We start from the raw sequence: 26,999 nt of genomic DNA, 5'->3' as shown, positions 1-26,999 counted from the left end.
CCGAGAAGGAGGCCGGCGCTTCGCTGGTGCCGCAAGCGGCGGGGTGCTACCGGAGGCGGTCAGCCCCTACTCGGAGTCGACGCTCTCGGTAGCGCTCCGCCGACGGCGAGCGAGAACCAGGCCCGCGCCCGCGAGCAACAGCAGCGCGCTCAGCAGCAGGGCCGGAAGCGCCGCGTTACCCGTGTTCGCCAGATCGGAACCCGAACCAGACCCGGGGGTGCCCGCGCCGGGAAGTGCCGCACCCGGCTGCCCGGGCGCCGGCGTCTCGGGCGTGGTCGGGGTGGTCGGGTCGGGCGTCACCACGGCACCGACCGTGATCGGCACCCGCACGGTGGTTCCCGACTCGGCCGCGACGATCACGAGGGTCGCATCGGCCGGCACGTCGCTCGGCACGGCGAAGGCTACCGTCGAGACGCCGCCGGAGACCGGCGAGACCACCGGCGCGGCAGCACTCCCCTCGAACGACGCGCTCACAGAGGTGTTCAGCGGGCTGCCGAGCGAGGTCAGGTCGAGCTTCGAGAGGGTGAGCGCTGCGGTCGTTCCCGCGGCCAGGGCCGAGGTGGGAACGTCGGTCACTGACACACCGCGGCGGTCGAACGCCGGTGAGACCGGGCTCTGGGTGGTGAGGTAGTTGATCCACGCATCACGGTCGATGAGGCCCGAGTCACGGGTGTTCGCACCGGCGGTGAACTCTCGAAAGTTGTCGCCGCCCTGCAGCAGGAAGCTGAACGAACCGATGCGATACCCCTTCGCGGGGTCGATCGGCACGCCGCCGACGGTGATTCCCGTGATGTGGTCTCCCTGGGCCCGCGCGGCGTCGTAGGTGTAGTCGACGTTGTTGCTGAGACCCAGCGCCAGGTACGGCCGCGAAGGTACCGCACCCGCCGCGTCGGTCTGCCACTGCTGCTCGAGAATCGTCTTGAACTGGGCGCCTGTGAGCGTCGTCGTCCAGAGGTTGTTCACGAACGGCAGCACCGCGTTGGCCTCGGCGTAGGTGACCACGCCGTTGCCCTCGCCCACCGGAGATGAGGCGTAGAGCAGGTCGCTGCGGAGCCCGCCCGGGTTGACCACGCCGATCTCGGCGCCGCCGAAGGTGGGGTCGCTGAGGCTCGACACGAGTGAATCGGCCACGAGGTTGCCGAGCGTCGATTCGGAGCCCCGGTCATCCCGAGTCGTACCATTCGTGTATGCGGTGGTGATGTCAGCCGTGATGGTGCCGATGGGCTGGTTGCCGATGACCGCGGCCTTCGCCAGCGCCGCATCGACGATGCTCTTCACCTCGGCGACCCGCGGGTAGGCAGCGACGAGATCGGCATCGGCCGTGGTCACTCGCGGCACATTCTTCGCCGTGTACGTCACCACCGCGTCACTGGTCTTGTCGACACTCAGGATGATCTGGCCGATGTTCTCGCCGTAGCTGCCGGTCTGCAGCACGGGGCGGGTCGCGGTGGCCGAACCGGGCACCGCCGCATCCCATGCGTACTGCTTGTGGGTGTGGCCCGTGAAGATGGCGGCCACGTCGGGAGTCGTCTGGGTGACGATCTTTGCAAAAGCGGTGTCGGTAAGCGCCAGCTCTTGTGCCAGCGTCGCTCCGTCGGGCGTACCCGCAGAGGCACCCTCGTGGTACTCGGCGATGAAGACGTCGGCCGCGTCAGCTGCTTTCAGCTGGGTGACGACACGGTTCACCGCGTCGACGGGGTCACCGAAGTCGAGCGTCGAGATGCCGCCAGGCGACACCAGGGTGGGGGTCTCTTCGGTGACCGCACCGACCACGGCAACACGCACGCCGTTCACGGTGAACACCTTGTACTGCTGCAGTGCGGGGGTCGTGGTTCCTTTCAGGTACACGTTCGCACCGAGGTAGTCCCAGTCGGCCGCGTCGGTGACGCGCCCGGTCAGGTCGGCGAAGCCCTGGTCGAACTCGTGGTTGCCCACGGCCGAGGCCGTGAGCCCCAGGGTATTCAGCACGTCGATGGTCGGCTGGTCTTTCTGCGACGACGAGGCGAACAGCGAGGCACCGATGTTGTCGCCGTCAGAGAGGAACAGCGTACTGGCGTCGCCCTGCTCTGCCTTCAGCTTCTCGATCGTGCCCGCGAACTTCACCGTATTACTGTCGATGCGCCCGTGAAAGTCGTTGATGTTCAGCAGGTTGATGTCGACCACGTTCGAACCCGTGAGGTTCAGGCCCACCAGAAGCGGGTCGTGGTCGCTCGAGCGGTACGCGTTCGGCTGGTAGAAGTCGGTCGCGTTGTAGTTGAAACGGCTGTACTCGAGTGCGATCGATTCGACAGAGTTGATGTTCCACACGTCTACGCCGGTCACCGCGGCGGTGGCGGCGCTTGACGCGAAGATGTGGTCGAGTGAGCCCGTGGCCCCGTCGAACGCATACGTCTGCTTGCCGGTGGTGCTGCCGAGGTCGGTGTACCCGGCCTCGGTCAGAACCGCGATCGGGTCTTCTTTCAGGTAGGCGTTGAAATCACCGTCGAGAAGTACACGGTCGATTCCGGTTGAGGCCTTCAGGGTGTCGGCAAAGCCGACGAGCGCCTTCGCCTGCTTCACGCGTGAGGCGTTGGATGCCCCCTGCCCGTCACCCGTATCGGCGTCGGCCCCCGTGCCGGAACCCTTCGACTTGAAGTGGTTCACGATGGCGAGAAAACGTGACTCGTCTGCGCCGGAGACGAGCGTGAACGCCTGCGCGAGCGGCTGGCGCGCGTTGGCGAACGCCGGGTCGTCGAGGATCACCGACGAGCCGACGGTCGACACGACCGCGGGCTTGTAGATGAACGCTGTGCGAATGACGTCTTCGCTCGCGGGCACGGCGGCCGGCGAAGCGACGAACGCCCAGGTGCCCGCACCGGCGGCGCTGTTCAGCGCTGCGGTGAGCGTCGACAGAGCGGCGTCACGGTTCTCACCGAAACGAGCCGAGTTCTCGATCTCCTCGAGCGAGACGACATCGGCACCCAGAGCGTTGATCGCCGAGACGATCTTGGCCTGCTGGCGAGCGAGGTCGTCGGCGTTCGCGGCGCCTCGCGCGTCGCATCCACTGTTCACCGTGGTGGGGTTGCCGTCACGGTCGGTGTAATAGGTGCAGCCTGTCAGCGAATCGCCCGTGGTAGTGAAGTAGTTCAGCACGTTGAACGACGCCATGGTCACGTCTCCGCCCACGTCGGCGGGCGAAGCGGTGCGGGTGTTCGTGAAGGTCGCGGGCTGAACCGTGGCCTGATTCGCGGCGGTGAGTTGCTCGGTGGGCTGCAGGTTCCAGGTGCCGAACCGGTAGTCGAGCACAACCGGTGCCGTGAAGTTCACCCCGGCGCCGATGCGAACCGGGTTCGTCACCGACAGGTACGGCAGGGGAAGCGACTTGTTGGCGGCCGAGTTGAAATTGAGGCTTGCTCCGTCGTCGAGCGTGATACTTCGGGCGAGGTTCGAGGCGACGAGGGCGGTGTACTCGGCACTGCCGGGAGCCACGACCGCGGTGGGCGTCTCGAGCGGCGAGGTGCCGCCGACGAGCACAACCGAACCGTAGTAGTTCGTGTCGTAGTTGTCGGTGACCGTGTAGTCGCCTGCCGGTGCGATGAGCATGCCCTCGAGCGACTCACGCTGGGCGGCGTCTGTCGGTACGGCGACGGCCGCGGGGGTGGGAGCCGTGACGGTGTCGCTCAGAACACTGAGTCCGCCCGCAGCGACGTTCAGCTCGGTGAGGCCGGAGAACTCGGCGACAGTGCCTGTCACCTCGACGAACGAGCCCACGGCGGCGGCAGCCACGGTCGCTGCGGAGAACACGAAGAGTCCATCAGAACGGGTGTGCGTCGACAGGTCGACGGCTCCCCCGGTGCCCGGAGTCTGAATGTAGTAGCCGTTGAACCCGCCTGTGGGGTAGCTGGCCGTCACGACGCCGCGCGCGGTGACCGTCTGGCCGACGAGCGGGCTGGTGTCGGTGCTGCCCTGAATGTCGGCGACCGCAACGGGCACGCCCGGTACCACCGGGGGCACAGGGTCGGGGTCTGGAACGCCAGTCGTGCCGCCGTCGGAGGCCGCGTTCTGCGGGGTGGGCGCGCCGGCCGTGAAGTCGGCTCTGTTGTTGTCGGTGTCGACACCGTTCGTGCGGGCGATCGAGGTGGTCACGGATGCCGCAACCGATGCCTGGCCCTCGAAGGTGTTCGACGTGCCGTAGCCGAGCACGTCGACCACAGCCGCGTCTGCCGCGACCGCGCCGGTGGCCGGTGTCGGCAGCGCGGTGGTCTGGGCTGCGAGAAAGAGGGTTCCGCCACCGCCGGCGAACGACACTCCGAACGTGGCATCGGGCGCGGGAAGCGCCTGGCCGTTGGCCGCATTCGCTGTGCCACCGATGAGGTAGTGCCCCTTCGCCGCGATGCTGCCCGTCAGCGGGAGAACACCGGTGGGGTTCGCGGTGCCCGTCGCCGAACGATACTGCAGCGACATCGTCGAGAGATCGACAGCAGCGCCGGTGGGGTTGTAGAGCTCGACGAACTTGTTGAGGTAGCTCGCTCCTGAACTGCCGCCATTGAGGTACGCCTCACTGATGACAACGCCTGTTGCAGAGGTGTTCGCTGTGGCCGGGGACACAACGAACGGTGCCACCACGACAGTGGAGGCCGCAAGAAGCGAAACGAACGCGAGTCGGGCTCGTTTTCGGAGGGTCTGGTGCATGAAAGAGATCTCCTCGAGTGCGGTGGGTCGACGCGCCACCTGCGCACCAACGACACCAAGCCTGCAAAAGTTATGTGAAGCGCGGGTTACGAAAAGAGATTTCTCGAACATTTTGCTCCCGAACGGGGGGTAATCAACTTTATGTACGCAAACTAAAAGCCCAGATCAAACGTGATTCTGGAGCAATTGTGCCTGCCTTGATAACGATTTGGTCTCAATGAGAACTTTCACAGACTACGAGGCGCGGCGAACTGAGTGTTTCGTCGGTATAACGAATGCGTTTCTCCCCCGAACGAGTCGTTCGAGAACGCACAAGGGTGCGTTATATTGGCGACATACTCGGTTGCCCCGGACCTCGGCCACCTCCGCTTTCATCGCACAGACGGAAACCGACATGGCTGCTGCAACCCGTTCCACGTGGGCCCTCTCGGGCGCCGCGGCGCTCGACGGCACTGAGAGCGCTCTCACTGCCGACAGACCGAGTGAGTTTCGCTCGCGTGGGCTCAAGCAGGTGTACGGCGATGTGATCGTCTGCCATTCGCTGCTCACACCCTTCACCATGGCAGCGCGGGCCGACGACTCGGTCGGCGACCAGCACTACGTGAGCGTCGTTTTCGTGCATGCCGGGCACTACGTTCTGCGCGGCCCCGACACTGAGTTGCACTTCGAAGCCGGTTCGGCCGGGTACATGTCGGGCTGGACACGAGTGGCGGCCGACAACCTTGCCACCTCGCGGGTCACGCGCGTCTCGGTGCGCCGCGAACAGCTGAGCGCTGCTGGCATCACCGTTGCGGGCGAATTCGGGGCGTTCGAGCAGCCGCTGTCGATGCAGGCCCCCACACTGTCGTTCGTCATGGCCCTGCTCCGCTCCCCCGCGGTCGATGACGACGACTCTGCCACGCCGATCGAAACCGTTCTCACCCAGCTCATCATCGGCATGTTCTCTGAGAGCCGGCGCATCTCCCTGAACTCCGAACAATTTCAACTGAGCCTTCGCACCCGGGCCATTTCGCTCATCTACAACCAGTCGTCTGACCCATCGCTGACTCCTGCCGGAGTCGCCGCCCAACTCAATGTGTCGCTGAGGCACCTGCAACGCTGTTTCACCGGCACGAACCAGACCATCTCAGAGACCATCCGGGCGAGGAGACTCCAGGTCGCGCTGGCAGAGCTCGCCGCCAACCCACTTCGCAGCATCTCGATGAGTGAGATCGCACGCCAGGCGGGATTCTCGAGCATGAAGGAGTTTCGCTACGCCGTGAAGACCCGCTCGGGGGTCACACCCCGCGAGCTGAGGGCGGCAGGGGCGACTCCGGCCCGGATGCAGCAGGGTTGAGTACAACCGAGAGTTCGGAGCCCGCCACACCACTGTCTACGATGGCGACGTCGGCCAGCAGAATTCGCCCCCGAAGCGCTTCGCGCCACACCTGCAGGCGCATTGAGCGTGCACTACCCGCGGGCAGCGAGCCCGCGTTCACCACCACTTCGTCGTACACCAGCACCACATAAGGGATAACCCTGTTGTCGAATCTCCGCAGCATCAGCCGGGCCTCGATCTCACCGCCCCAGACGCTCTTCTCAGTGAGGATGAGCCGCAGAAGGTCTTGGTGAATCACTGGTCCGAGAACGATCGGGCCACCAACGAGGCGATTCGAAGGTCGAACGCCTCCGTTGCCGCGTGACCGCCTCATTGCGCCCTCGTCCTGACCGCCTCTCGGCATTGGTGTGGGCTGACCACGTCGACGAGCCCCCTGAGTCTGGATCGAAGTTGTGAGCATTTTAGCGGATGACACGCACCAGCCCCGAATAACTTCGCGAATGTGCCCAGATGAACGGATATCTGTCACCGAGCGTCTCTTTCGTAGGTGTTGCAGGCTGATTCTAAGCGTAGGCGATCAGCTGCACGTCACCCAATTGGGGGGTCAGGGATTGACAGTAAATGGTTTTTTCCGACGCTCCGCGGCGTCTCGCGACAGCTCAGGTCACGGTGCATCAGACTTGTCACCGTGGCTCATTTCTCGCAGATTCTCGTACTCGACTTCGACGGCACCGTATGCCTCGGCGACGGCCCGGTATTCGTTTACGCCCGGCTGATCGACGAAGCTCTGGCCAGCAGCTCCGGCGGGCATCCGGTCGGCCTGGTCGGAGACGTCGTAGCCCGGTTTCTGGGGGCTGGCGAGGAGGCAGACCAAGAACCGAACGAAATGGTGTCGGCCGCGCTCGAGCTCGTGGGCAGCAGCGCCGACGGCTATGCCGCAGCAGAGAAGTTCGCCCGTTCACTCGGTATCACCGATGCCCAGCTCTCGGCCGCCTACACGGGCAGCCGCCGGGATCTCGCCGCTGGGCTCGTTGAAACGCACGCACCGGCCGGCCTCGGCGCGCTTCTCGGCTCGCTGCCCGAGCGAGTACAGGTCGTGCTGGTCACCAACGCACCCGATGCCGGCGTTCACCAGCAGCTCACCACGCTCGAACTGGCCGAGTACTTCGACGACGTGATCACCTCGGCTGGCAAACCCGCCGGCATGCCTGCCGTGCTCGCCGCCCTTCTCGAAGCGCACCAGCTCACTGACCACCCCGAGCGACTTCTGAGCGTCGGCGACATCTGGCAGAACGACCTCGAGCCGGCCGCACGACTGGGCGCCGAGACGGCGCTCATCGAGCGTCTCGCAGCGCCCGGCGCTCGGCCAACGTATCGGGCCGAGACCATCGAAGAGCTCTACCCTGCGATCACGGCCTGGGCGAGCGCGTCTTCGGCGTGATGGCATGACACGTCTCGCGCGCCCAGCGTGCGAAGCAGCGGCTCGAGCGTTCGGCACTCGTCGGTGGCCATCCAGCACCGAGGGTTGAATCGGCAGCCGGCCGGCGGGTTGACCGGCGACGGCGGCTCGCCGCCCAGAATGCGTCGGCGGGCGAGCTTGCCGCGGTCTGATCGACTGTGCGAGGGCGTGGCCGAAAGCAATGCCTGGGTGTAGGGATGCGCGGGGCTGGCGTAGACCGTGTCGGTGTCGCCGATCTCGGCGATGCGCCCCAGGTACATCACCGCCACCCGGTCGGCGAGATGACGCACCACCGAGAGGTCGTGCGCGATGAACAGGATGGCGACGCCCAGCCGCGCCTGCAGGTCTGCAAGCAGGTTGATCACCTGCGCCTGAACCGAGACATCGAGCGCCGAGACAGCCTCGTCGCACACCAGCACGTCGGGGTCGAGCGCGAGCGCCCGGGCGATGCCGATGCGCTGCCGCTGGCCACCCGAGAACTGGTGGGGGTACCGATTCACCATGTCGGGTGCGAGCCCCACCAGGCCGAGCAGCTCCGCCACCCGCGCACGCCGGTCGGCGGCATTCGCCGACCGGGTGGCCGCCATCGGCTCGGCGATGATGTCACCCACAGTCATACGCGGGTCAAGCGACGTGTACGGGTCTTGGAAGATCATCTGAACGCCGCGCCGCAACAGCCGCCGGTCGCTCATACGACCGCGCGTCACATCGGTGCCGTGGTAGACGAGGCTCCCTCCGTCGGGCTTTTCGAGCCCGACGAGCATGCGGGCGAGCGTCGACTTGCCGCAGCCCGACTCACCCACGATTCCCAGCACCTCCCCCGCGTGCAGCTGCAGGCTCACCCCGTCGACCGCCGAAACCCGGGTGGGGTGCAGCCTCGAACCTGAGGTGAAGGTGCGGCGCAGGTCGGTTGCTTCGAGCACGAGCCGGCGGGCCTGGCCCGGCACAGCAGCAGTATCAGCTGACGAGTTCATGGAGCATCTCCTCTGAGCGGTGGCAGGCGGAGGCCCGGCCGAGAGCCACCTCGACGAGCGGCGGGCGGGCAGTGCTGCAGATGTCGATGGCCATGTGGCAGCGGGGATTGAACGAGCATCCACTCGGCGTAGCGGCCGGGTTCGGCGGCGAACCGGGAATGGTCAGCAGGCGCTCGCCTTTCACCGCCGCCTCGGGCACGGAGCGCAGCAGCGCCTGGGTGTACGGGTGGGCCGGCAGGTCGAGCACAGTGTCAGCATCGCCCTGTTCGACGATGCGCCCGGCGTACATGACGGCCAGTCGGTCGGCGACCTCCATCACGACGCCGAGGTCGTGGGTGATCAGCAGAATGCCCATGCCGAGCTGGTCGCGAAGCCCCCCGAGCAGATCGAGAATCTGGGCCTGCACCGTGACGTCGAGCGCGGTGGTGGGTTCGTCAGCGATCAGCATCTCGGGCTCGAGGGCGATGGCCATTGCGATGAGAATACGCTGGCGCATACCGCCCGAGAACTGGTGCGGGTAGTCGTCGACCCGGGAGCCCGGCGCCGGAATGCCCACCAGCGCGAGCAATTCGATGGCGCTCGCGCGGGCCTGCTTGCGGGTGGCCTTGCGGTGAACGATGAACAGCTCACCGATCTGCCGGCCGATGGTCATCACCGGGTTCAGGGCCGAGAGCGCGTCTTGCAGCACGAGGCTCATGCGTTCGCCCCGCATCAGCCGCCGCTGTTCTTCGCTGAGGCTCAGGATGTTCGTGCCGCTCACGCTCAGAACGCTGGCGTCGACCCGGGTGTACTCATCGGTCAGCCCCATGATGGCCCGCGCCGTCACAGACTTTCCCGAACCGGACTCGCCCAGCAGGGCGACGAACTCACCGCGGGCCACGTCTAAGTCGATGTTTCGCACCGCCGTCACCTCTCGCCCACCGCCGGTGAAGGTGACAGAGAGGTCGCGCACGGTGAGCGCTGCTGCGAGGGGGTTCACAAGTTTTTCCACGCTTCCATCTTCATCGACGTCGGTTACCGAATTGTTTCAGGCAAAATAAATCTACGCCGAAACACGTCATGTGCATTGACTTTTGTGCCGATATTAAACAGATTGTGATGCAGAACGCCGAACTACCACCACCTATAAGGAGATTTCGCGTGCTAGAACCAGCCCCGGGCTACACCGGTTACACCGCGTACGACTACCTCGAGAAGGGCGTCGACTACCACGCTTTCGAGTACGCCGAGCAGATCGGCCGGGTGCCGGCCTACGCCGGCCTCGACCTGAACGAAGAAGAGAAGCTGCGCACCACCACGCTTCTCGCAAACGAGACGGTCATCTCGCTGCACGATCACGTGCAGGTGTTCCCGAAGAACATGGGCGAGGTGAAAGACAGCATCCGTTTCGGCCGCGAACCCACGGGCTACGCGGGTCTGTCGCGCTCGGGGCTCACCGCCGTGTTCGACAACGGCATGGATGGCACCTGCTGCATCTCGAGCGAAGCCGGCTGGAAGTACCAAGACGTACTGTTCGACCTCGGTGTGCGCATGGCCGACCTCGCTCACCAGGACTACGTGATCAAGGGCGAGACCCTGAAAGACATCCAGTACGCGAAAGACAACGGCAAGATCGCCCACGTCTTCGCTCTCGAGGCCTCGACCATGATCGAGAACGAGGTCGACCGCCTCGACGTGCTGTACGGCTTCGGCGTACGCCAGATGGGCATCGCCTACTCCGAGGCGAACATGCTGGGTTCGGGGCTGAAAGAGCGCGGCGACGGCGGTCTCACCTTCTTCGGCGAGCGCGCGGTGGCTCGCATGAACAAGCTCGGCATCGCCATCGACATTTCGCACAGTGGTGACCGCACCTGCGTCGACACCATCAAGGCATCCACCAAGCCGGTGTTCATCACGCACGCCGGTGCCCGGGGCCTCTGGCCCACGAACCGCATGAAGACCGATGAGACCATCATCGAGTGCGCGAAGCGCGGCGGAGTCATCGGCATCGAAGCGGCACCGCACACCACTCTGTCGCCCGATCACCCCCTGCACTCGCTCGACTCGGTCATGGACCACTTCGAATACTGCGTGAACCTGGTGGGCCTCGAGCACGTCAGCTTCGGCCCCGACACCCTGTTCGGCGACCACGTGGGCCTGCACAACGCGTTCTCGAGCAACCTGTCGCTCGGCCAGGCCCACGGCGGGGTCACCTTCGAACAGGTCGAGTACGTCGACGGCCTCGAGAACCCGGCAGAAGAGTTCTACAACATCATTGGCTGGCTCGTGAAGCACGGCTACTCAGACGACGAGATCCGCGCCGTCGTCGGGGGCAACACCATGCGGGTCCTAGAGGAGGTATGGGTTTAATGCGTAAACGAAATCTGTCGATCGCGGTGGCTGCAGCGGCTGCCCTGATCGCGCTGAGCGCCTGTGCGCCCTCGGCTCCGCCCGCGTCGACGAGCACCGCCGCCACGGCCGGCAGCGACACGCTCACCATCGCCACGACCACCGACGTGGTCAACTACAACCCCCTGATCGGCAACAGCCGCAGCGACTACTGGGTCACGAACCTGATGTACCCGCACCTGCTGAGCATCGCCGACGACGGAAAAAAGGAGCCGCAGGTCGCCACCAAGTGGGGCTACGTCAACGACACCACGGGGTTCTACGACCTGCGCAGCGACATGAAGTGGAGCGACGGCACCCCGCTGACCGCTGCCGACGTGGCGTGGACCATGAACGCCGTGAAGAAAGACGCGCCCTCCGGCACGTTCTACGGGCAGATGGCCAACTTCGTCTCGGCCACCGCCGTCTCTGACACCCGTGTGGAGATCGCGCTCTCGAAGCCAGACTCCTCGATCGTCGAGGAGATCGGGTTCTGGGGCAATGTCGTACCGAAGCACGTGTTCGAGAAAGCGGCCTCTGTGGCCAAATTCGCGAACGACGGCACCGACGGCGGCTGGGTCAGCGCAGGCCCGTACACCCTGAAGACGGTTCAGGTGGGCCAGAGCTACTCGATGGACAGGGTCGACTCGTACCCGCTCGTCGAGGGCGGCGTGCCCATCGCGGCCAAGGTCGTCTACCGCGTCTTCCCCGACATCAACACCGAGATTCTCGCCCTGCAGAGCGGTGAGGTCGACGCCATCGCGAACGCGCTGCCGCCGGCGCAGGTGGCGCAGCTGAAGAGCTCGTCGGGCATCACGGTCGAAGAGGTCGGCGGCCTCGGCTACGCCCACATGACGTACAACATGAAGAACGCCGACCTGGCGAAGCTGCAGGTGCGCCAGGCACTCGCAGCCTCGGTCGACTACGACGCCATCCGAAAGGTGGTGTTGCAGGACCAGGCCGTGTCGACGGGCTCCAGCCCGCTCATGCCCGTGCTCAGCGACTACTACGACAAGACGCTCACCGAGTACACGTTCGACACCGACAAGGCACGGCAGCTGATGCAACAGGCCGGCTACACCGCCGACTCGAGCGGCAACTTCCCTGTGGCGTTCAAGTTCATCTACTCGCTGCAAGACAGCGTGACCAGCCAGTGGGCGCAGTTGGTGAAAGACGGTGCCGCGAAAGCGGGGATCACGATCAACCTCGTGGGAACCGAGCGCAACACCTACCTCGCCGCCACGGCGAAGGGCGACTACGACATCTACGCGGGCAACTTCGCCATCATGGATGACCCGGTCACCAACTTCACGCTGGCCTACCTGCCCGGTGGCGCGATCAACTACAGCTTGGTCGACGACCCAGCGCTGAACGATCTCATCGCCCAGGGAACCGTGGCGACCGATACCGCGAGCAAGGTGGCCATCATGCAGAAAGCCGCGAAGATCGTGCACGACCAGGTCTACGACAACGTGATGTACACGCAGAACCTGTTCTTCGCGCACAGCTCGAAGTGGGAGGGCTTCGTAACGAAGCCCAGCGAACTGCTGTCGATCGTGAACCCCCTCTCGGTCGCGAGCGCCCACAAGGTCGGCTGACCCTCTCCACCGTTTCACCCACGTACGAAAGGGTCGCCCGCGTGTCTCGACTTTCATTCATCCTCCGGCGCCTCGGCAGAAGTGTCTTCACGATCTGGTTCGCCGTGACCGTGACATTCCTTCTGTTGCGGCTGCTTCCCGGAGACCCGGCGCTGGCCATCGCCAGCCCGAATATGACAGACGACGCGCGGGCGGCCCTGCTCACCCAGTACGGTCTCGACAAACCGCTGATCGCGCAGTACGGCATCTACCTGTTCGAACTCGTGCGGGGCAACTTCGGCACCTCGTTCACTCAGTCGATTCCCGTGATGAACGTGCTGCTCCAGCGACTGCCGTGGACCCTGCTGCTGACCTTCACCGCCCTGCTGCTCACGGTGCTGGTCGGCATTCCCCTCGGCGTGCTCGCGGCCTCGAAGAAGGGCCGCTTCATCGACAAGTTCGTGCAGATCGTGGGGGTGACGGGTCAGTCGATCTTTGTTCCAAGCATCGGCGTGCTGCTGCTGTTCGTCTTCGGGCTGCACCTGCGCTGGCTGCCCATCGGCGGCGCGTACGACACCAATGCGTACGGGATGGCGTGGTACGGCAGCGTGATCAGTCATCTCATTCTGCCGGCCGTCTCACTCATGCTCATCCAGCTCGGATCGTACGTGCTCACCATGCGCTCGACCCTCATCGAGGCGCTCGGCGAAGACTACGTCACGCTCGCCAGGGCGAACGGGCTGCCCTACCGGCGTATTCTCTGGAAGCACGCGCTCAGGAACGCTCTGCTGCCCACCACCACCCTCATCGGGCTGCAGCTCGGCTTTCTGGTGGGCGGCGCCGTGCTCACCGAGACCGTCTTCGCATACCCCGGCATCGGCCGCGGAATCTACGAGGCGGTCACCCAGCTCGACTTCCCCGTTCTGCAGGGCGCCTTTCTGCTGCTCGCCGTCACCGTCGTGGTGGCGAACATGCTCACCGACATCGTCTACGGCTTTCTCGACCCCCGGGTGAAAACATCATGACCTCTCTTGATCCACTGCTGGCCGGCGCCACAACGGGCACGGCCGTACTCGCTGAACCGATCGCCGACAGCAACGGCCGGGCCAGCCGGGCGACCTGGCGGGTGTTCCGGCGGGATCCGCTCGGGATGGGTTCGCTGGTCATCCTCGCCCTGCTGGTACTCGTGGCTCTCGCCGCGCCCCTCATCGCCACGTACCCGGCGAGCTACGGTACCGACGTACTGAAAGCACCGAGCCTCCCCAACCTGTTCGGTACCGACTCCCTCGGCCGCGACGTGTTCGGCGAGGTGATCTGGGGCACTCAGCAGAGCCTTCTGGTCGCCGTCTCCGCCTCGTTCATCGCCATCGTGGTGGGCACCCTCGTGGCCGTTCTCGGCGCCTACTTTCGCCGACTCGACGGCTTCATCAGCATCATCGTCGACCTCACGCTCTCGCTGCCGGTGCTGCCACTGATGATTCTCATCGCGGCTCTCATCGGCCCGAGTACCACCACCATCATCGGTGTCGTCGCCGCGTTCTCCTGGCCAGAGGTCACCCGGCTCGTGCGGTCGCAGGCGCTCACTGTCGTGAATCTGCCCTACGTCGACGCGGCCCGGCTGATGACCACCTCGCCGTTCTGGATCATCTCCCGCCACATCGTTCCCGCGGTCGCCCCGGTGATTGTGGTGTCGGTGGTGGTCACCGCTTCGCGCGCTGTGCTGTCGGCGGCCGGCCTCGCCTTTCTCGGGCTCGGCGACCCGACGGTGTGGTCGTGGGGGCGCATCCTCTACGAGGCACAGCAGTCGGGTGCCATGTCGAGCGCCTGGTGGCTCACCCTGATTCCCTCCATCGCCATTCTGCTGCTGGTGCTCTCGGCCACGCTGCTCTCGATCGCGTACAACGACGCCCGCAACCCGCGCAACCGCGCCCGGTAGAACGGCACGCGAGCAAGAAACGGATGCCCATGACCCTGACCAACGCCTTCCCCAGCCGCACCCCCTTCGCTGCGCGCCTCGCCCCCGAGTTCTTCGACCGGGTGCAGGCGCGCCTGCTGCCGTCTCTCGAGGCCGAGTCTCTCGACGCCGTGCTCACCGACGACCCCGAAGACGTGGCGTACCTCACCGGTTTCTTCCACCACCCGTGCGAACGGCCGGTGGCCGTGTGGCTGGCCGCCGACGGCCAGAGCATTCTCATGACGCCGACACTCGAACGGGAGAACGCAGAACGCCAGCAGGCACGGGCCGACCAGCTCGTCTCGTATGCCGAGTTTCCCGGTGTCGAGGCTCCGTTCACGTCGCTCGCCCGGGCCGTCGTCGGCGCTCCCCGCCGGGTCGGATTCAGTACCCACATGACCCACGAGCGCCTCACCGCGGCCATGCTGGCGCTGCCCGGCTGCGAGTTCGTGCCCACGACGCTCATCACCGTGGCGCGGTACGTGAAGTTCGACGAAGAGATCGCCCTGCACCGCGAGGCCGCCCGCATCACCGACGTGATGCTCGAGGCCGGTGTCGAGCATCTGACGGAGGCGATCAGTCGCCGTGGCACCCTGCCGAGCGAGGCCGAACTCGCCGCCCACGTCACTTCGACCGGAGTGAAGACCATGTACCGCGAACACGATGACGTGGTCGTCGTCTCTCCCCTCGCGGGCGGCCTCGTCTATGCCGGTGCGAACTCGGCCTTCCCGCACGGACTGCCTTCCGGCTACCGGCTGCAGCCCGGCGACACCTTCATGCTGTCGCTCGGCTGCGCGGTGGGCGGCCGCTTCGTCGAGGGTGAGCGCACCTTCGTACTCGGAGAGCCGACGGATGACCAGAGGCGCTACCACGACACCGTTCGCCTGGCGCAGAAGATCGGCGGCGAGGCCATCAGGCCGGGGGCAGAGTGTCGCGCGGCCAACACGACCTGCCTGGCTGTCATCGAAGACGCGGGCCTCGGCCGATACCTGCGGCACCGCCAGGGGCACGGAATCGGCCTCGGCATGCACGAGCCGCCGTGGCTCGAGGCCGGTGACGCGACCCTGCTCGAACCCGGCATGGTGGTGTCGAACGAACCCGGCATCTACATTCCGGGTCACGCCGGCTACCGCATCAGCGACAGCATGCTCGTCACCGAACACGGATCAGAGCCCCTCACCTCGTTCGGGCGCGACCTGGAGCACTGCACCATCGCCCTGTGACCACCCGTCCCACACGCTTCGCATGCACCAAACGTAAGGAAAGAGCATCCATGACCGACCAGACCGTCTCGCCCGAATTCGCGAAGGCGACCACCACTGCCCAGCGGGTTCTCATCAACGGCAACGAACTCGCCGTCGAGGTTCTCGGCCCTGAGGGCGCGCCCGTCATCATCACCCACCACGGAGCTCCCGGGCTCGGCTCGCGCGCAGAGCCCCGCGCCAGCTTCGGCCGGCTCGCCGACGAGTACCGGGTCGTGGTGTTCGATGCACGCGGGTCGGGCGAGAGCGAGGGCAGTGGCGAGTTCAGCCATGAACAGTGGGCGGCCGACATCGACGCGCTGCGGCAGTGGGTGGGCGCCGAGAAGATCGTGATGGCCGGCGGTTCGTACGGCGGTTTCATGTCGATGGAGTACGCCGTGCGCTACCCCGAGCACGTCACAGCGGTGGTGCTGCGCGACACCTCGCCCGACAATGGCAACGCCCATCTGGCCCGCGAGAATGCGCTCGCCAGCGACCGCGTGAGCGTCGACATGGAGAAGTTCGACCGCATCGACGAGGGCCGCGTGCGAGACAACGACGACCTGTACGACTGCTGGCTCGAGATTCTGCCGCTCTACGATTTCGCCTACGATCCGGCCGCCGCCGCTCGCAAAGCCGCTGCCACGCCATACCGCTACCGGGCTCACAACTATGCGTTCTCACAGAATCTGCCGAACTATGACCTCAAGCCGCAGTTGGCCGAACTCGACGTACCGCTGCTCATTACAGTAGGGAGACACGACTGGATCACTCCGGTGTCGTGCAGCGAGACCATCGCCGGGTTGGTGGCCGGTTCAGAATTGGTGGTGTTCGAGAAATCGGGGCATTCACCGCAGATCGAAGAGGTCGACGAGTGGACGCAGACGGTTCGCGCATTCCTTCACCGAGTGGCGCCTCCGTCGGCGCTGAGAGCGCTGGCCGGAGAATAAGCGTGCTCGACACGCTCGACGACCTCGATCGCCGCATCGTGGTCGCCATGCAGAACGACGGCCGGGCCAGCTGGCGGGCCATTGCCGAAGTCGTCGACTCGTCGACCGCCACGGTGGCCCGGCGCGGCCAGCACCTCATCTCGGCGGGCGTCATCAAAGTGGCGGTAGTACCGTCGCTCGGTGCTACGGGCGATGTCTCGACCTTTCTCATTCGCATCACCTGCCAGCCCGGCATGCAGATTCTGGTGGCGGCCGAACTCGTGACCCATGCCGATGTGCGATTCGTCACGATTGTCACTGGCGGCTACGACATCTTCGCCGAGCTCGCGGTCTCAGGCGGGGCAACCCACTACCCGCAACTCGTCGAAGAACTCCAGTCGATCACCGGCATCGAACGCTGGCGCAGCGACCTCATCATGCACATCTACAAGGTGTCGTTCGACTGGGGGCGGCAGCTGTTCGCCGACACGCTGCGGTTACCTGCCGTCGAGCATCCGGCAGACACCCGCACCGCAGGCACCCCAGGCACCCCCAGCACCACCGACCTGCAGATCGTCGAGCCCACGCCCTGCAGCCCCGCTCACTTCGACAGCGCCGACTGGAAGATTCTCGACCTGCTGCGCGACGACGGCCGGGTCACCTTTCAGGCCATCGCTGACAGCCTCGGCATGAACGAGTCGAGTGTTCGCCGCCGGTTCGAACGACTGAAGGCGGCCGAGTGCATCGACATTCTCACGCTGGTACCGGCCCCTGCCCTGGGCATGGGCGCCGAGACGCTCATGACCGTGAAGGTCTCACCCGCGCGAATGGATGCCGTGGCCCGAGAACTCGCGCAGCACCCCGCCGTGCGCTACCTGGCTGCGACGCTCGACGAGAATGCCCTGTTCTGCGAGATCATCATGCCGTCGACCAACGACCTGTACACCTTCATCACCTCGACGCTCTCACAACTCGACGGCGTGGAAGGGTGGACTGCCTCGATGGAACTGCTTTTTCTGAAGCGTGGGTTCATCGAGACGCCCTGGTGGCGCGGGCAGGTCTCGTACCCCGAGCTGGGCGCTGCAGCCAGCGCGTAGCGGGCGAACCTACGACCCCTACGCCCCCTGCGCCGCGCTCCACGCCGCGATCTCGCCGCGCAACTCGGCCTTGCGTTCGTCGCTCGCGAATGACGCCGTGACCGAGTTGCCGGCGAGCATCACCATGGTGGACAGGTCGAAGTCGAAGGCCTGCTGCACCGCCACATAGTTGTCGCCGATGTACCCACCGAAGTACGACGGGTCGTCGCTGTTCACGGTGACGAGGAGCCCCGCGTCGAGCATGCGGGGCAACGGATGCTCGGCCATCGTGTCGACTCCCCGCAGCCGCACGGTCGAGAGCGGGCACACTGTCAGCGGAATCTGGCGTTCCCGCAGCGCCTCGACGAGCGCCGGGTCTTCGAGGCTCCGAATGCCGTGGTCGAGCCGCTCGATGCCGAGCACCTCGAGGGCCGGCCACACGTACTCGGGGCCGCCCTCTTCGCCGGCGTGCGCCACCGCGTGAAGGCCCAGCTCGCGCGCCCGGCGGTACACCCGTTCGAACAGCTCGGGCGGGTAGCCGACCTCGGTGGAGTCGAGCCCCACCCCGATGAGGTCACCCGCGCGGTGGGCCACCGACTCGAGAGTCTCGAGGGCCTTCTCGACGGGAAGATCGCGCAAGAAGCAGAGAATCAGCCCGCCCGTGATGCCCCACTCGAGGTTCGCCTCGGCGAGCGCGTCACGCAGCCCGTCGATGACGGTGTCGACCGCCACCCCGCGGCTCGTGTGCGCCTGCGGGTCGAAGAACATCTCGACGTGCCGCACCCCCTGCGCGTGGGCTCTGGCGAGGTAGGCCCGTGCGAGGTCGGCGAAGTCGGCCCTCGTTCGCAGCACGATGCTGCACGCGAAGTACAGGTCGAGAAACGACTGCAGATCGGTGAACTCGAGCCGCTCACGAAGCTCGTCGACACTGTCGAACGGAAGCGAGATGCCGTTGCGCTCGGCGAGCGCGAACACCATCTCGGGTTCGAGGGTGCCTTCGATGTGCAGGTGCAGCTCGGCTTTGGGCAGGGCGAGAAGGTCGGGAATGGTCACGGCTTCAGTCTTTCATGCTGGTCGGGGCAGGGGCTGGTGCTGCGGCTTGTGCAGCGAACACGCCGCCGGGTTCATCCACGCCGGCCAGGTATGCCGACCGTCGTTCGAACAGCCCCGGCACCACGGCCCGGGCGCGGTCGATGACGTCTCGCAGGTCTGCCGAGAGCAGCTCGCCGCCCTCGACGACCACCCGGCCGTCGACCATCGTGAGGTCGACATCGCTGCCGCGAACGGCGTGCACCAGGTTGTGGTGCAGGTTCGCGTAGATGCCGTCACCGATCAGCGGAGTCATGCGCGGGGTATCGGTGCGCACCGCGATGAGGTCTGCCTTCTTGCCCGGTTCGAGCGACCCGATCTCGTGCGAGAGGCCGAGGGCGCGGGCACCACCCGTGGTGGCCATCTGCAGCACGGCCCAGCTGTCCATCGCCGCAGCATCCATCTTTCGCAGCTTGCCGAGCAGCGACGCCACCTTCATCTCCTCGAACATGTCGAGGTTGTTGTTCTCCTTCTCGCCGTCGGTACCGATGCCCACGGCGACACCGGCCGCCAGGTACTCCGCCACCGGCGCCATGCCGCTCGCCAGCTTCATGTTGCTCACCGGGTTGTGCGACACCCCGACACCGCGGCGCGCGATCAGCTCGATCTCACTGTCGTCGAGCCACACCGCGTGCGCCAGCATGGTCTTCGGCACATCGAAGAAGCCGAGCTTCTCGAGGGCGAACATGGGCCTCGACCCATACCGACTGTCGAACTCAGCGAGTTCGATCTCCGACTCACTGCAGTGCGTGTAGAACCCGGTGTTGTATTTCTTCGCCAGCGCGATGGCGCGCTGCTGCCCGGCCCCGTCGGCGTAGAACAGGTGCTCGAGCCCGACCCACGGGTAGATGCGGCCGCCGGCGCCTCCCGACCACTCGTCGAGCATCGCCTCGTTGTCGTCGAGCGTGTCGAAGTAGTCGTGTTGCGGATGCTCGCCCACATAGTTCACCGTCACCAACCGGTTTCCGAGCACCTCGGCCGCCCGCGCGCTGCCCTGCATGTAGCGCCACATGTCGACCACGGTGGTGGTGCCAGAGAGTAGCCCTTCGGCGTAGCAGAGCCACGATGCAGCCTCGGCTTCGGCCGGTTGCAGCACGCGGTGCATCGGGTCGATGTGCAGGCGCAGCCACTCCCACACGGGCAGGTGCTCTGCGGTACCCCGCAGAACCCCGGAGTGGTGGTGCGAGTTCACCAGGCCGGGCATGATGAGCCGGTCATCCAGCCTCGTCACCTCGGCACCGGGGTACTGGGCCATCAGATCGGATGCCGGGCCCACCGCCTCGATGACCGAACCCCGTACGAGCACCGCACCATCGGCGATGATCTCGTTCGAGGCGTTCATCGTCACCACGAAGTCGGCGACCAGCAGGCGGTCGCCGGGCTGGCTGGTCACTCGGCGCTCGTCACGCTGAACTTCGTACCGGGGTGGTCGGCCGACAGGTGCGCGCCCGGCCGACCCAGAACCTGTTCGCGCAGCGTTCCCGTACCGGCCGCTGCCGGCATGCGACCGCGCCGACGGAGTTCGGGCACGACGAGCCGCGCGAAGTCTTCGAGGTCGGCGGGCGCGAAGATGGGTTCGAGCAGAAACCCGTCGAGCCCGGTCTCGTCGACGAGGCGCTCGAGTTCGTCGGCCACCTCGATGGGGTCGCCCACGAGCTGCAGGCCACGCGTGCCGCGCCCGCGCAGCTGGTCGAGAATCTCACGCACGGTGAGAGCGGGTTCGCCGTTCTTGCCCATGAAGCGGTCGATGTTGCTCTGGCCCATCTGCCCGATGGGCCCGCCGTCGTCGTGCAGCTGGGTGAGGTCACGGTCTGGGTCGAGCGCGAGCAGGTCGATTCCGGTGTTGCCGGCGTAGAGCACGGCCACGACCTCATCGGTCTGCAGATCGTCGAACTCTTTGCGCTGGGCGGCGGCGAGTTCGCTGGTCTCGGCAACCGTCACGGTGAGGCCCACCATGATCTTCACCGACTCGGGGTCGCGCCCAAGGGCGGCCGCCTGGGCACGAATGTCGGCGACGTTCGCCTTCGTGGCCGCGATCGTCGTGCCCTGCACGAACACGCACTCGGCGTTGCGGGCAGCGTACGCCCGGCCCCTGGCCGAGGTGCCGGCCTGAAACAGAACGGGGGTGCGCTGGGGCGACGGGTCGACCGTGAAGTACCCCGTCGAACGAAAGTGCTGGCCCTCGAACGTGATGCGGTGCAGCTTCGAGCGATCAACCAGCACCTGGCTCTCTTTGTCGCCGATGAAGGCGTCGTCTTCCCACGAGCCCTCCCAGAGCGTCATGGCAAGGTCGACGTACTCGTCAGCCTGGTCGTAACGGTCGTCGTGCGCCTTCATCGTGCTGTGGCCGAAGAGCTCGGCCACCGTGTTCGCCGAGGCACCCGTGACAATGTTCCAGCCGATGCGGCCGCCCGTGAGGTGGTCGAGGGTGGCGAAGCGCCGGGCGGTCTGCACCGGATGATCGAGGCCGGTCGACGACGTCACCACGAAGCCGAGGCGTTCGGTCGCCTGCGCCAGCACGGGAATCAGTAGCGCCGGGTCGATGCCGGGAAAGTTGATGCCGCCGCGGGCGGCAAGCTCCGGCAGGTCACCGTCGATCGACGGAAAACCGAAGCCGTCGGCGAAGAAGAGAAAGTCGAAACCCGCCTGATCGAGCAGCTGGGCCATGTGGATCCAGAAATCGAGTTCGTGGTACCGCAGCGAATCGCTTCGCGGGTGCGGCCAGCTGAGGGTGCCGCCGACCTGAGGGCCAGCGACTTCGAAAACACCTAAATGGATCTGTTTCATGCTCCCAGTGAACCAAATGGTTCACGGAGCCGCAGGCGACGAAACGAAACTTTTACATGCACGGGCGCGCCGAAACAGATTCTTAATATGCCGCCGACCTCAGGCGCCCGACCAGGGCCGCGGTCGACTCCCGTGCCGCCCGGTCGACAAGCGCGGCGTCGCCCACGCTGAGCAAGGTGGCCTGCAGCCCCCGCCAGAGCGCAACGATCTCGTGCGCGAAGACGAGCGAGCGCTCGGGGTCGACCCCTTCGTGCTCGAACGCCTTCGCCACGTGGGTGACCCACTCGGTACCGATGTCGCCCAGAAGCTCGGTGAACTGCTGGCGACGAAAGCCGGCCTGGCCGAAGATCTCGAAGAACAGTCGATGAAACGGCAGATTCACGGGGTCAGAAATCGTGCACCACGCATCGGTTAGACGCTGCTCGAGGGCAACACTGGTGTCGTCGATGGCGGGAATGATGGCACGCATCGTGGGAAAGCGCCGTTCAGCGCCCTCGAGCGCTGCGACGATCACATTCTCGCGAGTGCCGAAGTAGTACAGCAGCATGCGGTTGTTCGAGCCCGCAGCCGCGGCGAGCTCGCGCAAGGTGAGTTGGCTGATCCCATTCTCGAGAACGTGGTCGACCACCCTCACGAGCAGGGCCTCCCGACGGGCCGCATGGCTCGGCTGCGATGGGTCAGTCATACCCATGACGTTACTGATTCGTGCGCCCGGCGACCGAAGGCAACGCCGCCGAAATGCGGCGGTAACATTCGCGAAGTAGCGTTTCGCTTCAGTAGTGAAGTCGACTTCTCACAGCGTTTGGGGTCGACACACTGACATTGCACGCCACCGCAGACTTGGGAGTTCACATGAATGCCTTCACCACCCCGCCCATCCTGAACAAACCGTTCGACAGACGCGGCTTTCTGCGCATCGGCGGCCTGAGTGCGCTGGCCATCGGCGGCACGGCCGTTCTGGCTGCCTGCAGCACCGGTTCTTCGACCTCGGGTTCGACCACCGCTGCCAGCGCCGGCGCCACCGCCGCAGCCGGAAGTCTCGGCACCATCGCTCTGCAGCTCTCGTGGATCAAGAACATCGAGTTCGGCGGCGAGTACTATGCCACCGAGAAGGGCTACTACACCGGTGCAGGATTCGCCGGCGTGACCCTGCTCGCGGGCGGCGGCCAGACCGGCGCAGAAGAGACCCTGCTCTCTGGCCAGTCGCTCGTCGGCCTCTCTGGCCCCTCGATCACCGGCCCCTCGGTTCTGCAGGGCGCACCGCTGAAGATCATCGGCTCGACGTACCAGAAGAACCCGTTCTGCCTGATGTCTCTGGCCGAGAAGACCCCCATCCGCACCATCGCCGACCTCAAGGGCAAGAAGATCGGCGTTCAGTCGGGCGGCAACCAGACCACGTTCGAGGGCTTCTTGAAGGCCAACGGCATGACCACGGCCGACGTGACGCTCGTCACCACGCAGTACGACATCGCTCCGCTCGAGACCGGCGCCTACGACGCCCACATGTCGTACATCACGAATGAGCCCATTCTGGCGAAGAAAGACGGCTTCACGCCCGTCATTCTGGGCTTCGCCGACAACGGCCTGCCGTTCGTCGCCGAGACGTTCACTGTGACGCAAGACTCCATCGACACAAAGCGCGACCTTCTCAAGGCATTCCTCGTCGCCGAGATCAAGGGCTGGAGCGACGCCGTGAAAGACCCCGCCGGCAACGCTGCGTACGCTGTGAACACGTACGGAAAAGACCAGAAGCTCGACCTCGACGAGCAGACTCAAGAGGCCACCGCCCAGAACTCACTGATTCTGACGGCCGATGTCAACAAGAACGGTCTGTTCACCATGACCGACGAGCTGATCGCCGAGAACATCACGTCGCTCGCCGCCATGGGCACGGTCATCACCGCCGACCAGCTCTTCGACATGAGCCTGATCAAAGAGGTCTACGCCGAGCACCCCGAGCTCATCCAGTCCTTCACCATCCCCACCGCGTCTTAATCGCCGCACCTTCTGTCGGTCTTCGATAAGAGAAACTAGAACACCATGGTCACTTCCCCTTCGAGCCTGCTCACGGCTGCCACCAGCGACCCGGCCGGAAGGCCGGATCTCGCCACGGGCATCAACATCCAAGGCCTGACCAAGACGTTCCAGCTGGGCCGCAAATCGGTTCAGGCTCTGTCGGAGATCAACCTGGGCACGAAGAAAGACTCGTTCCTCACGCTTCTCGGCCCGTCAGGGTGCGGAAAATCAACGATTCTCCGCATCCTGGCCGGGCTCGAGAAGCCGAGTTCGGGCGTTGTCGTGGTGAACGGTAAGTCGGCAGCCGAGATTCAGCGCGGCCATGAGACCGGCATCGCGTTTCAGGACTCAGCTCTTCTGCCGTGGCGCTCGGTCGCCAAGAACATTCGCCTGCCGCTCGAAGTGGCCGGCATCACCCCCGCACCCGGTCTGATCGACGACCTGATCAAGCTCGTCGGGCTGACCGGCTTCGAGAACGCCAAGCCCGCCCAGCTCTCCGGCGGCATGCGCCAGCGTGTCTCGATCGCCCGCTGCCTCGCAGTGCAACCCACCATCATGCTGCTCGACGAACCGTTCGGAGCCCTCGACGACATGACGCGCCAGCGCATGAACGTCGAGCTGCTGCGCATCTGGGGAGAGAAGCCTGCCACGACACTCATGGTCACCCACGGCATCAGCGAGGCTGTCTTTCTCTCTGACGTGGTCGCCGTGATGAGTTCGCGGCCCGGCCGTATCGCCCAGGTCGTCGAGATCGACCTGCCGCGCCCGCGCCTGCCCGAGCTCACCCGCACCCCCGAATTCCACGCCTACGTCGACCAGATCTCAGAGATTCTGTTCGGTGCCCACGGAACGGTCGTCGATGACTGACGTACAGCACGACATCGAGATCGAACTCGGTGAGAGCATCGCGATCGACGCAGAAACCGCGCGCGGCCCCGCACGGCGGTCGTTCCTCGGATCGATGCAGTCGGTTCGGTCGATGCCGCCGTGGGTGGGCGCCGTCGTCGGCGTGATCGTCATCCTGTTGGCCTGGCAGTTCATCTCGGTGACCTTCTTCTCGCTCACCCAGTCGGTTCCGCAGCCGTTCAACGTGTTCGTGCAACTCTTCACCGACCTGACCGACGGCGTGTACTGGAACGCCATCGCCCAGACCGGCATGTCGGCGCTCTGGGGCTTTCTCTGGGGCAACCTGATCGCCTTCTTCCTGGCGTTCATCGTGCTGCTGATTCCGTGGCTCGAGGGCCTCTCGACGCAGCTGGCTGTCGTCTGCTCGTGCATCCCGCTCACCGCCATCGCGCCGATCGTCACGCTGCTCTCCCCCGCGGGCGGGCGCTCGACCTCGATCTTCCTCGCGGCACTCAGCGTGATCTTCACCACCGTGATCGGCACGATCCTGGGGCTGAACGCGGCAAGCGAGACACAGCTCGATGTCATCAAGGCATACGGCGGCTCTCGCCTCACCCAGCTCTTCAAGGTGCGCCTCATCGCTGCCGTGCCGAGCATTCTGGCGGCTCTCAAGCTGGCCGCACCGGCCGCGTTTCTCGGTGCCGTGCTCGGGGAGTACTTTCTCGTCGGAGTCGATTCGGGTATCGGTATCCTCCTGCTGGCCGCCCAGGCCACGGCCGCCTCGGTCAAACTCTGGGCAATCGCACTGATCTGCGGCGGCGTCGCTGGTCTGGCCTACTTCGTCATCGGCCGCATCGGCCGCCTGGCGACACCATGGTCGGCCGGAGACGCACGCGCAGGGGAAGGCTTCTGATGGCCACCGCAGCACCCACCCACGCCCCCACGCTCTCGCGCGCCGTGATCAGCCCCCAGACGGCCTCGACGCTGCGCTATGTGGGGCGGCGGCTCGTTACCACCGTGCTGACGATTGTGATCAGCGCGGTGATCCTCGGCCTGCTCTGGAACCTCGCTATCGTTCTTCTGCACGCCAACCCGTTCATCGCCAAGACCCCGGCGGATGTCTTCAACTACCTCTTCGTCGACTCGGCCAAGAGCAAGACCACGGCGGCCGAGAATCGTGATGTGCTCGCCGGCCTGCTCGGCGTGACACTCGGCCACGCCGCCATCGGCTTTGTGTTCGGGGTGGGCGCGTCAGTCGTCATCTCGGTGCTGTTCACGCTGATTCGGCCGATCGAGTTCATGTTCATGCCGCTTGCGATGCTGCTCCGCACGGTTCCGCTGCTCGCGATGGCGCCCGTCATCTTTCTGGTCTTCGGCAACGGCCTCGTCACGGCAGCGTTCATCGGCGGTGTCGTGGTGTTCTTCCCGCTGCTCGTGAACCTGACGCTGGGCTTTCGATCGGTGAGCTCGCAGTCGGTCGACCTCATCAAGGTCTATGGCGGCAGCCGCTGGACCATCATGCGCAAGGTCGCCATTCCCACCGCCCTGCCCTACTTCTTCGCCTCGATGCGCATCGCCGTTCCCGGCGCCATCACCGGGGCCATGCTCTACGAGTGGCTGTTCACCTACGAAGGCCTCGGCGCTGCCATCACCACCGCGAAGTCGCAGTCGCAGTACGGGCAGATCTGGGCCATCGTGGTGCTCATCACACTCGTCTCGATTCTGCTGTACACGGTAGCCACATTCGTCGAGACGGCCGTGCTGGCCAAGTGGGGCCCCAACGCGGGCAAGTCGACCGGCAAGTAGAGACCGCCGCATGGCATCCGTTCGACCACCGAAAGAGCACCATGACCACCATCATTGACAAGTCTCAGGCGGGCGTGAACGCGCGCCAGTACCACATCGGTATCGCTCCCGGCGAGGTGGGCACCATTGCCCTGCTCCCCGGCGATCCGTTTCGGGTGCCGCTGATCGCCGAGTTTCTGACCGACGTCACCGAGGTCGCCCACAACCGTGAGCACCGAACGATGACCGGCTGGTACAAGGGCAAGTTCATCACTGCTACCTCGACGGGCATGGGATGCCCGTCGACGGCCATTGCGGTCGAAGAACTCGCCCGGGTGGGCGTCACCTCCTTCATTCGCGTGGGCAGTTCGGCCGCCCTGCAGCCCGGCATCAACCCGGGCGACCTGCTGGTGAGCGAGGGCACACTCCGCAACGACGGAACAACCGCGGCCTACGCGCACCCCGGTTTTCCGGCCGTGCCCGACCTCGAACTGACCATCGCGCTCAAGAACGCCGCCGATGCCCTGGCTGGCGCGGGCTCGAACGGGTCGGCCGCCGACTTCGCCGTGCTCTCGGGCATCAATTGCTCAGACGACGCCTTCTACGCCGAGACGCCCGAATGGATCAGCCAGCTCAACTCGCTCGGCATTCTGAACGTCGAGATGGAGAGCTCGGCCCTGTTCGTGGTGGCGCGACTTCGAAAGCTGCGAGCCGGCATGATCTGCGCGTGCTCGTCGAACCTCGTCGACGGAACCAGCCTGTACGACCACGACGCCGGCAAGCTGATGACCGGTTGGCAGAAGAGCATCGAGGCCGCCCTCGACGCCGCGGTGGCGCTCGACCTCTGAGTCGGTTCGTTTCTCCACTCGCACCGCACCGCCCCTCCCCGCCCTGTCTCGTATACACATCT

General features: G+C 65.5%; 22 protein-coding genes. 14 read left to right on the top strand and 8 right to left on the bottom strand.

The genetic code is table 11. The features are described 5' to 3' along the window. Window positions 1–66 precede the first annotated feature (66 nt). Entirely contained in the window at window positions 67–4,671 is a 4,605-nt protein-coding gene (locus QN358_RS09540; protein WP_323512199.1) for an ExeM/NucH family extracellular endonuclease, read from the bottom strand. Window positions 4,672–5,065: 394 nt separating this feature from the next. On the opposite strand from QN358_RS09540, the gene QN358_RS09535 reads away from it, so the two are divergent. Continuing rightward, window positions 5,066–6,007, top strand: coding sequence for a helix-turn-helix transcriptional regulator (locus QN358_RS09535; protein WP_323512198.1), 942 nt, complete (start codon window positions 5,066–5,068; stop codon window positions 6,005–6,007). On the opposite strand, the gene QN358_RS09530 is transcribed toward QN358_RS09535, so the two are convergent. Continuing rightward, window positions 5,949–6,362 (bottom strand): hypothetical protein, encoded by a 414-nt coding sequence (locus QN358_RS09530; RefSeq protein ID WP_323512197.1) that lies wholly within the window; start codon window positions 6,360–6,362, stop codon window positions 5,949–5,951. The genes QN358_RS09535 and QN358_RS09530 overlap by 59 nt on opposite strands. Window positions 6,363–6,677: 315 nt before the next feature. Here QN358_RS09530 and QN358_RS09525 point away from each other — a divergent pair, with 315 nt between their 5' ends. Further along, on the top strand, window positions 6,678–7,430 hold the full coding sequence (locus QN358_RS09525; RefSeq protein ID WP_323512196.1) for an HAD family hydrolase: 753 nt from the start codon (window positions 6,678–6,680) through the stop codon (window positions 7,428–7,430). On the opposite strand, the gene QN358_RS09520 is transcribed toward QN358_RS09525, so the two are convergent. After that, window positions 7,388–8,422 (bottom strand): dipeptide ABC transporter ATP-binding protein, encoded by a 1,035-nt coding sequence (locus QN358_RS09520; RefSeq protein ID WP_323512195.1) that lies wholly within the window; start codon window positions 8,420–8,422, stop codon window positions 7,388–7,390. The two genes, QN358_RS09525 and QN358_RS09520, sit on opposite strands and share 43 nt — an antisense overlap. Then, a complete protein-coding gene (locus tag QN358_RS09515; RefSeq protein ID WP_323512194.1) occupies window positions 8,406–9,413 on the bottom strand; it encodes an ABC transporter ATP-binding protein in 1,008 nt (335 codons plus the stop codon). The genes QN358_RS09520 and QN358_RS09515 overlap by 17 nt, the downstream gene beginning before the upstream one ends. A 149-nt stretch (window positions 9,414–9,562) precedes the next feature. Between QN358_RS09515 and QN358_RS09510 the strand changes: the two genes are divergently transcribed. From QN358_RS09510 to QN358_RS09480, 7 genes are read left to right on the top strand one after another with little or no spacing between them, the layout of a single operon-like run. Continuing rightward, window positions 9,563–10,771, top strand: a complete 1,209-nt coding sequence (locus QN358_RS09510) for a dipeptidase (protein WP_323512193.1) — start codon at window positions 9,563–9,565, stop codon at window positions 10,769–10,771. Next, entirely contained in the window at window positions 10,771–12,387 is a 1,617-nt protein-coding gene (locus QN358_RS09505; RefSeq protein WP_323512192.1) for an ABC transporter substrate-binding protein, read from the top strand. The genes QN358_RS09510 and QN358_RS09505 overlap by 1 nt, the downstream gene beginning before the upstream one ends. 41 nt (window positions 12,388–12,428) lie before the next feature. Then, window positions 12,429–13,391, top strand: coding sequence for an ABC transporter permease (locus tag QN358_RS09500; RefSeq protein ID WP_323512190.1), 963 nt, complete (start codon window positions 12,429–12,431; stop codon window positions 13,389–13,391). Next, entirely contained in the window at window positions 13,388–14,302 is a 915-nt protein-coding gene (locus tag QN358_RS09495; protein WP_323512189.1) for an ABC transporter permease, read from the top strand. Before QN358_RS09500 ends, QN358_RS09495 begins: the two co-directional genes overlap by 4 nt. A 29-nt stretch (window positions 14,303–14,331) precedes the next feature. After that, window positions 14,332–15,543, top strand: coding sequence for a Xaa-Pro peptidase family protein (locus QN358_RS09490; RefSeq protein ID WP_323512188.1), 1,212 nt, complete (start codon window positions 14,332–14,334; stop codon window positions 15,541–15,543). Window positions 15,544–15,593: 50 nt separating this feature from the next. Then, a complete protein-coding gene (locus QN358_RS09485; RefSeq protein WP_323512187.1) occupies window positions 15,594–16,511 on the top strand; it encodes an alpha/beta hydrolase in 918 nt (305 codons plus the stop codon). Window positions 16,512–16,513: 2 nt separating this feature from the next. Beyond that, window positions 16,514–17,587, top strand: coding sequence for an Lrp/AsnC family transcriptional regulator (locus tag QN358_RS09480; protein ID WP_323512186.1), 1,074 nt, complete (start codon window positions 16,514–16,516; stop codon window positions 17,585–17,587). Window positions 17,588–17,605: 18 nt separating this feature from the next. Here the strand turns inward: QN358_RS09480 and QN358_RS09475 are convergent, their stop codons facing one another. The 4 genes from QN358_RS09475 to QN358_RS09460 all read right to left on the bottom strand — a co-directional run bounded on the left by QN358_RS09475 (window position 17,606) and on the right by QN358_RS09460 (window position 22,127). Then, entirely contained in the window at window positions 17,606–18,619 is a 1,014-nt protein-coding gene (locus QN358_RS09475) for an adenosine deaminase (RefSeq protein ID WP_323512185.1), read from the bottom strand. A 4-nt stretch (window positions 18,620–18,623) separates the two neighbouring features. Beyond that, entirely contained in the window at window positions 18,624–20,048 is a 1,425-nt protein-coding gene (locus tag QN358_RS09470) for an amidohydrolase (RefSeq protein ID WP_323512184.1), read from the bottom strand. Beyond that, window positions 20,045–21,442, bottom strand: a complete 1,398-nt coding sequence (locus QN358_RS09465) for an NtaA/DmoA family FMN-dependent monooxygenase (RefSeq protein ID WP_323512183.1) — start codon at window positions 21,440–21,442, stop codon at window positions 20,045–20,047. The genes QN358_RS09470 and QN358_RS09465 overlap by 4 nt, the downstream gene beginning before the upstream one ends. 82 nt (window positions 21,443–21,524) lie before the next feature. Next, window positions 21,525–22,127, bottom strand: coding sequence for a TetR/AcrR family transcriptional regulator (locus tag QN358_RS09460; protein WP_323512182.1), 603 nt, complete (start codon window positions 22,125–22,127; stop codon window positions 21,525–21,527). 167 nt (window positions 22,128–22,294) lie between these two features. Here QN358_RS09460 and QN358_RS09455 point away from each other — a divergent pair, with 167 nt between their 5' ends. Genes QN358_RS09455 through QN358_RS09435 form a run of 5 tightly spaced genes read left to right on the top strand, consistent with a single transcriptional unit; the run spans window position 22,295 to window position 26,937 of the window. After that, a complete protein-coding gene (locus QN358_RS09455; RefSeq protein ID WP_323512181.1) occupies window positions 22,295–23,437 on the top strand; it encodes an ABC transporter substrate-binding protein in 1,143 nt (380 codons plus the stop codon). 45 nt (window positions 23,438–23,482) lie between these two features. Further along, window positions 23,483–24,325: an ABC transporter ATP-binding protein gene (locus QN358_RS09450; RefSeq protein WP_136642469.1), complete on the top strand. Its 843-nt coding sequence runs from the start codon at window positions 23,483–23,485 to the stop codon at window positions 24,323–24,325. Beyond that, the gene (locus tag QN358_RS09445) at window positions 24,318–25,217 is read left to right on the top strand and encodes an ABC transporter permease (RefSeq protein WP_323512180.1); all 900 of its coding nucleotides are present in this window, start codon (window positions 24,318–24,320) and stop codon (window positions 25,215–25,217) included. Before QN358_RS09450 ends, QN358_RS09445 begins: the two co-directional genes overlap by 8 nt. After that, complete coding sequence (locus tag QN358_RS09440) at window positions 25,217–26,110, top strand: ABC transporter permease (RefSeq protein WP_323512179.1); 894 nt, start codon at window positions 25,217–25,219, stop codon at window positions 26,108–26,110. Before QN358_RS09445 ends, QN358_RS09440 begins: the two co-directional genes overlap by 1 nt. Window positions 26,111–26,151: 41 nt before the next feature. After that, window positions 26,152–26,937, top strand: coding sequence for a nucleoside phosphorylase (locus QN358_RS09435; protein ID WP_136642472.1), 786 nt, complete (start codon window positions 26,152–26,154; stop codon window positions 26,935–26,937). Window positions 26,938–26,999 lie beyond the last annotated feature (62 nt).

Source organism: Subtercola sp. RTI3, from assembly GCF_035018625.1.
Lineage (GTDB): Bacteria > Actinomycetota > Actinomycetes > Actinomycetales > Microbacteriaceae > Subtercola > Subtercola vilae.
Note: the sequence above shows the minus strand (reverse complement) of the source record. Positions and strands in the feature narration are given on the sequence as shown.

What these genes read in the sequence shown, in the direction of transcription:
- QN358_RS09490 (WP_323512188.1), top strand. Translation starts at nt 14,332, where the DNA reads ATGACCCTGACCAACGCCTTCCCCAGCCGCACCCCCTTCGCTGCGCGC.
- QN358_RS09530 (WP_323512197.1), bottom strand. Translation starts at nt 6,362, where the DNA reads ATGAGGCGGTCACGCGGCAACGGAGGCGTTCGACCTTCGAATCGCCTC.
- QN358_RS09440 (WP_323512179.1), top strand. Translation starts at nt 25,217, where the DNA reads ATGGCCACCGCAGCACCCACCCACGCCCCCACGCTCTCGCGCGCCGTG.
- QN358_RS09520 (WP_323512195.1), bottom strand. Translation starts at nt 8,422, where the DNA reads ATGAACTCGTCAGCTGATACTGCTGCTGTGCCGGGCCAGGCCCGCCGG.
- QN358_RS09455 (WP_323512181.1), top strand. Translation starts at nt 22,295, where the DNA reads ATGAATGCCTTCACCACCCCGCCCATCCTGAACAAACCGTTCGACAGA.
- QN358_RS09465 (WP_323512183.1), bottom strand. Translation starts at nt 21,442, where the DNA reads ATGAAACAGATCCATTTAGGTGTTTTCGAAGTCGCTGGCCCTCAGGTC.
- QN358_RS09450 (WP_136642469.1), top strand. Translation starts at nt 23,483, where the DNA reads ATGGTCACTTCCCCTTCGAGCCTGCTCACGGCTGCCACCAGCGACCCG.
- QN358_RS09435 (WP_136642472.1), top strand. Translation starts at nt 26,152, where the DNA reads ATGACCACCATCATTGACAAGTCTCAGGCGGGCGTGAACGCGCGCCAG.
- QN358_RS09460 (WP_323512182.1), bottom strand. Translation starts at nt 22,127, where the DNA reads ATGACTGACCCATCGCAGCCGAGCCATGCGGCCCGTCGGGAGGCCCTG.
- QN358_RS09445 (WP_323512180.1), top strand. Translation starts at nt 24,318, where the DNA reads ATGACTGACGTACAGCACGACATCGAGATCGAACTCGGTGAGAGCATC.
- QN358_RS09540 (WP_323512199.1), bottom strand. Translation starts at nt 4,671, where the DNA reads ATGCACCAGACCCTCCGAAAACGAGCCCGACTCGCGTTCGTTTCGCTT.
- QN358_RS09535 (WP_323512198.1), top strand. Translation starts at nt 5,066, where the DNA reads ATGGCTGCTGCAACCCGTTCCACGTGGGCCCTCTCGGGCGCCGCGGCG.
- QN358_RS09495 (WP_323512189.1), top strand. Translation starts at nt 13,388, where the DNA reads ATGACCTCTCTTGATCCACTGCTGGCCGGCGCCACAACGGGCACGGCC.
- QN358_RS09485 (WP_323512187.1), top strand. Translation starts at nt 15,594, where the DNA reads ATGACCGACCAGACCGTCTCGCCCGAATTCGCGAAGGCGACCACCACT.
- QN358_RS09505 (WP_323512192.1), top strand. Translation starts at nt 10,771, where the DNA reads ATGCGTAAACGAAATCTGTCGATCGCGGTGGCTGCAGCGGCTGCCCTG.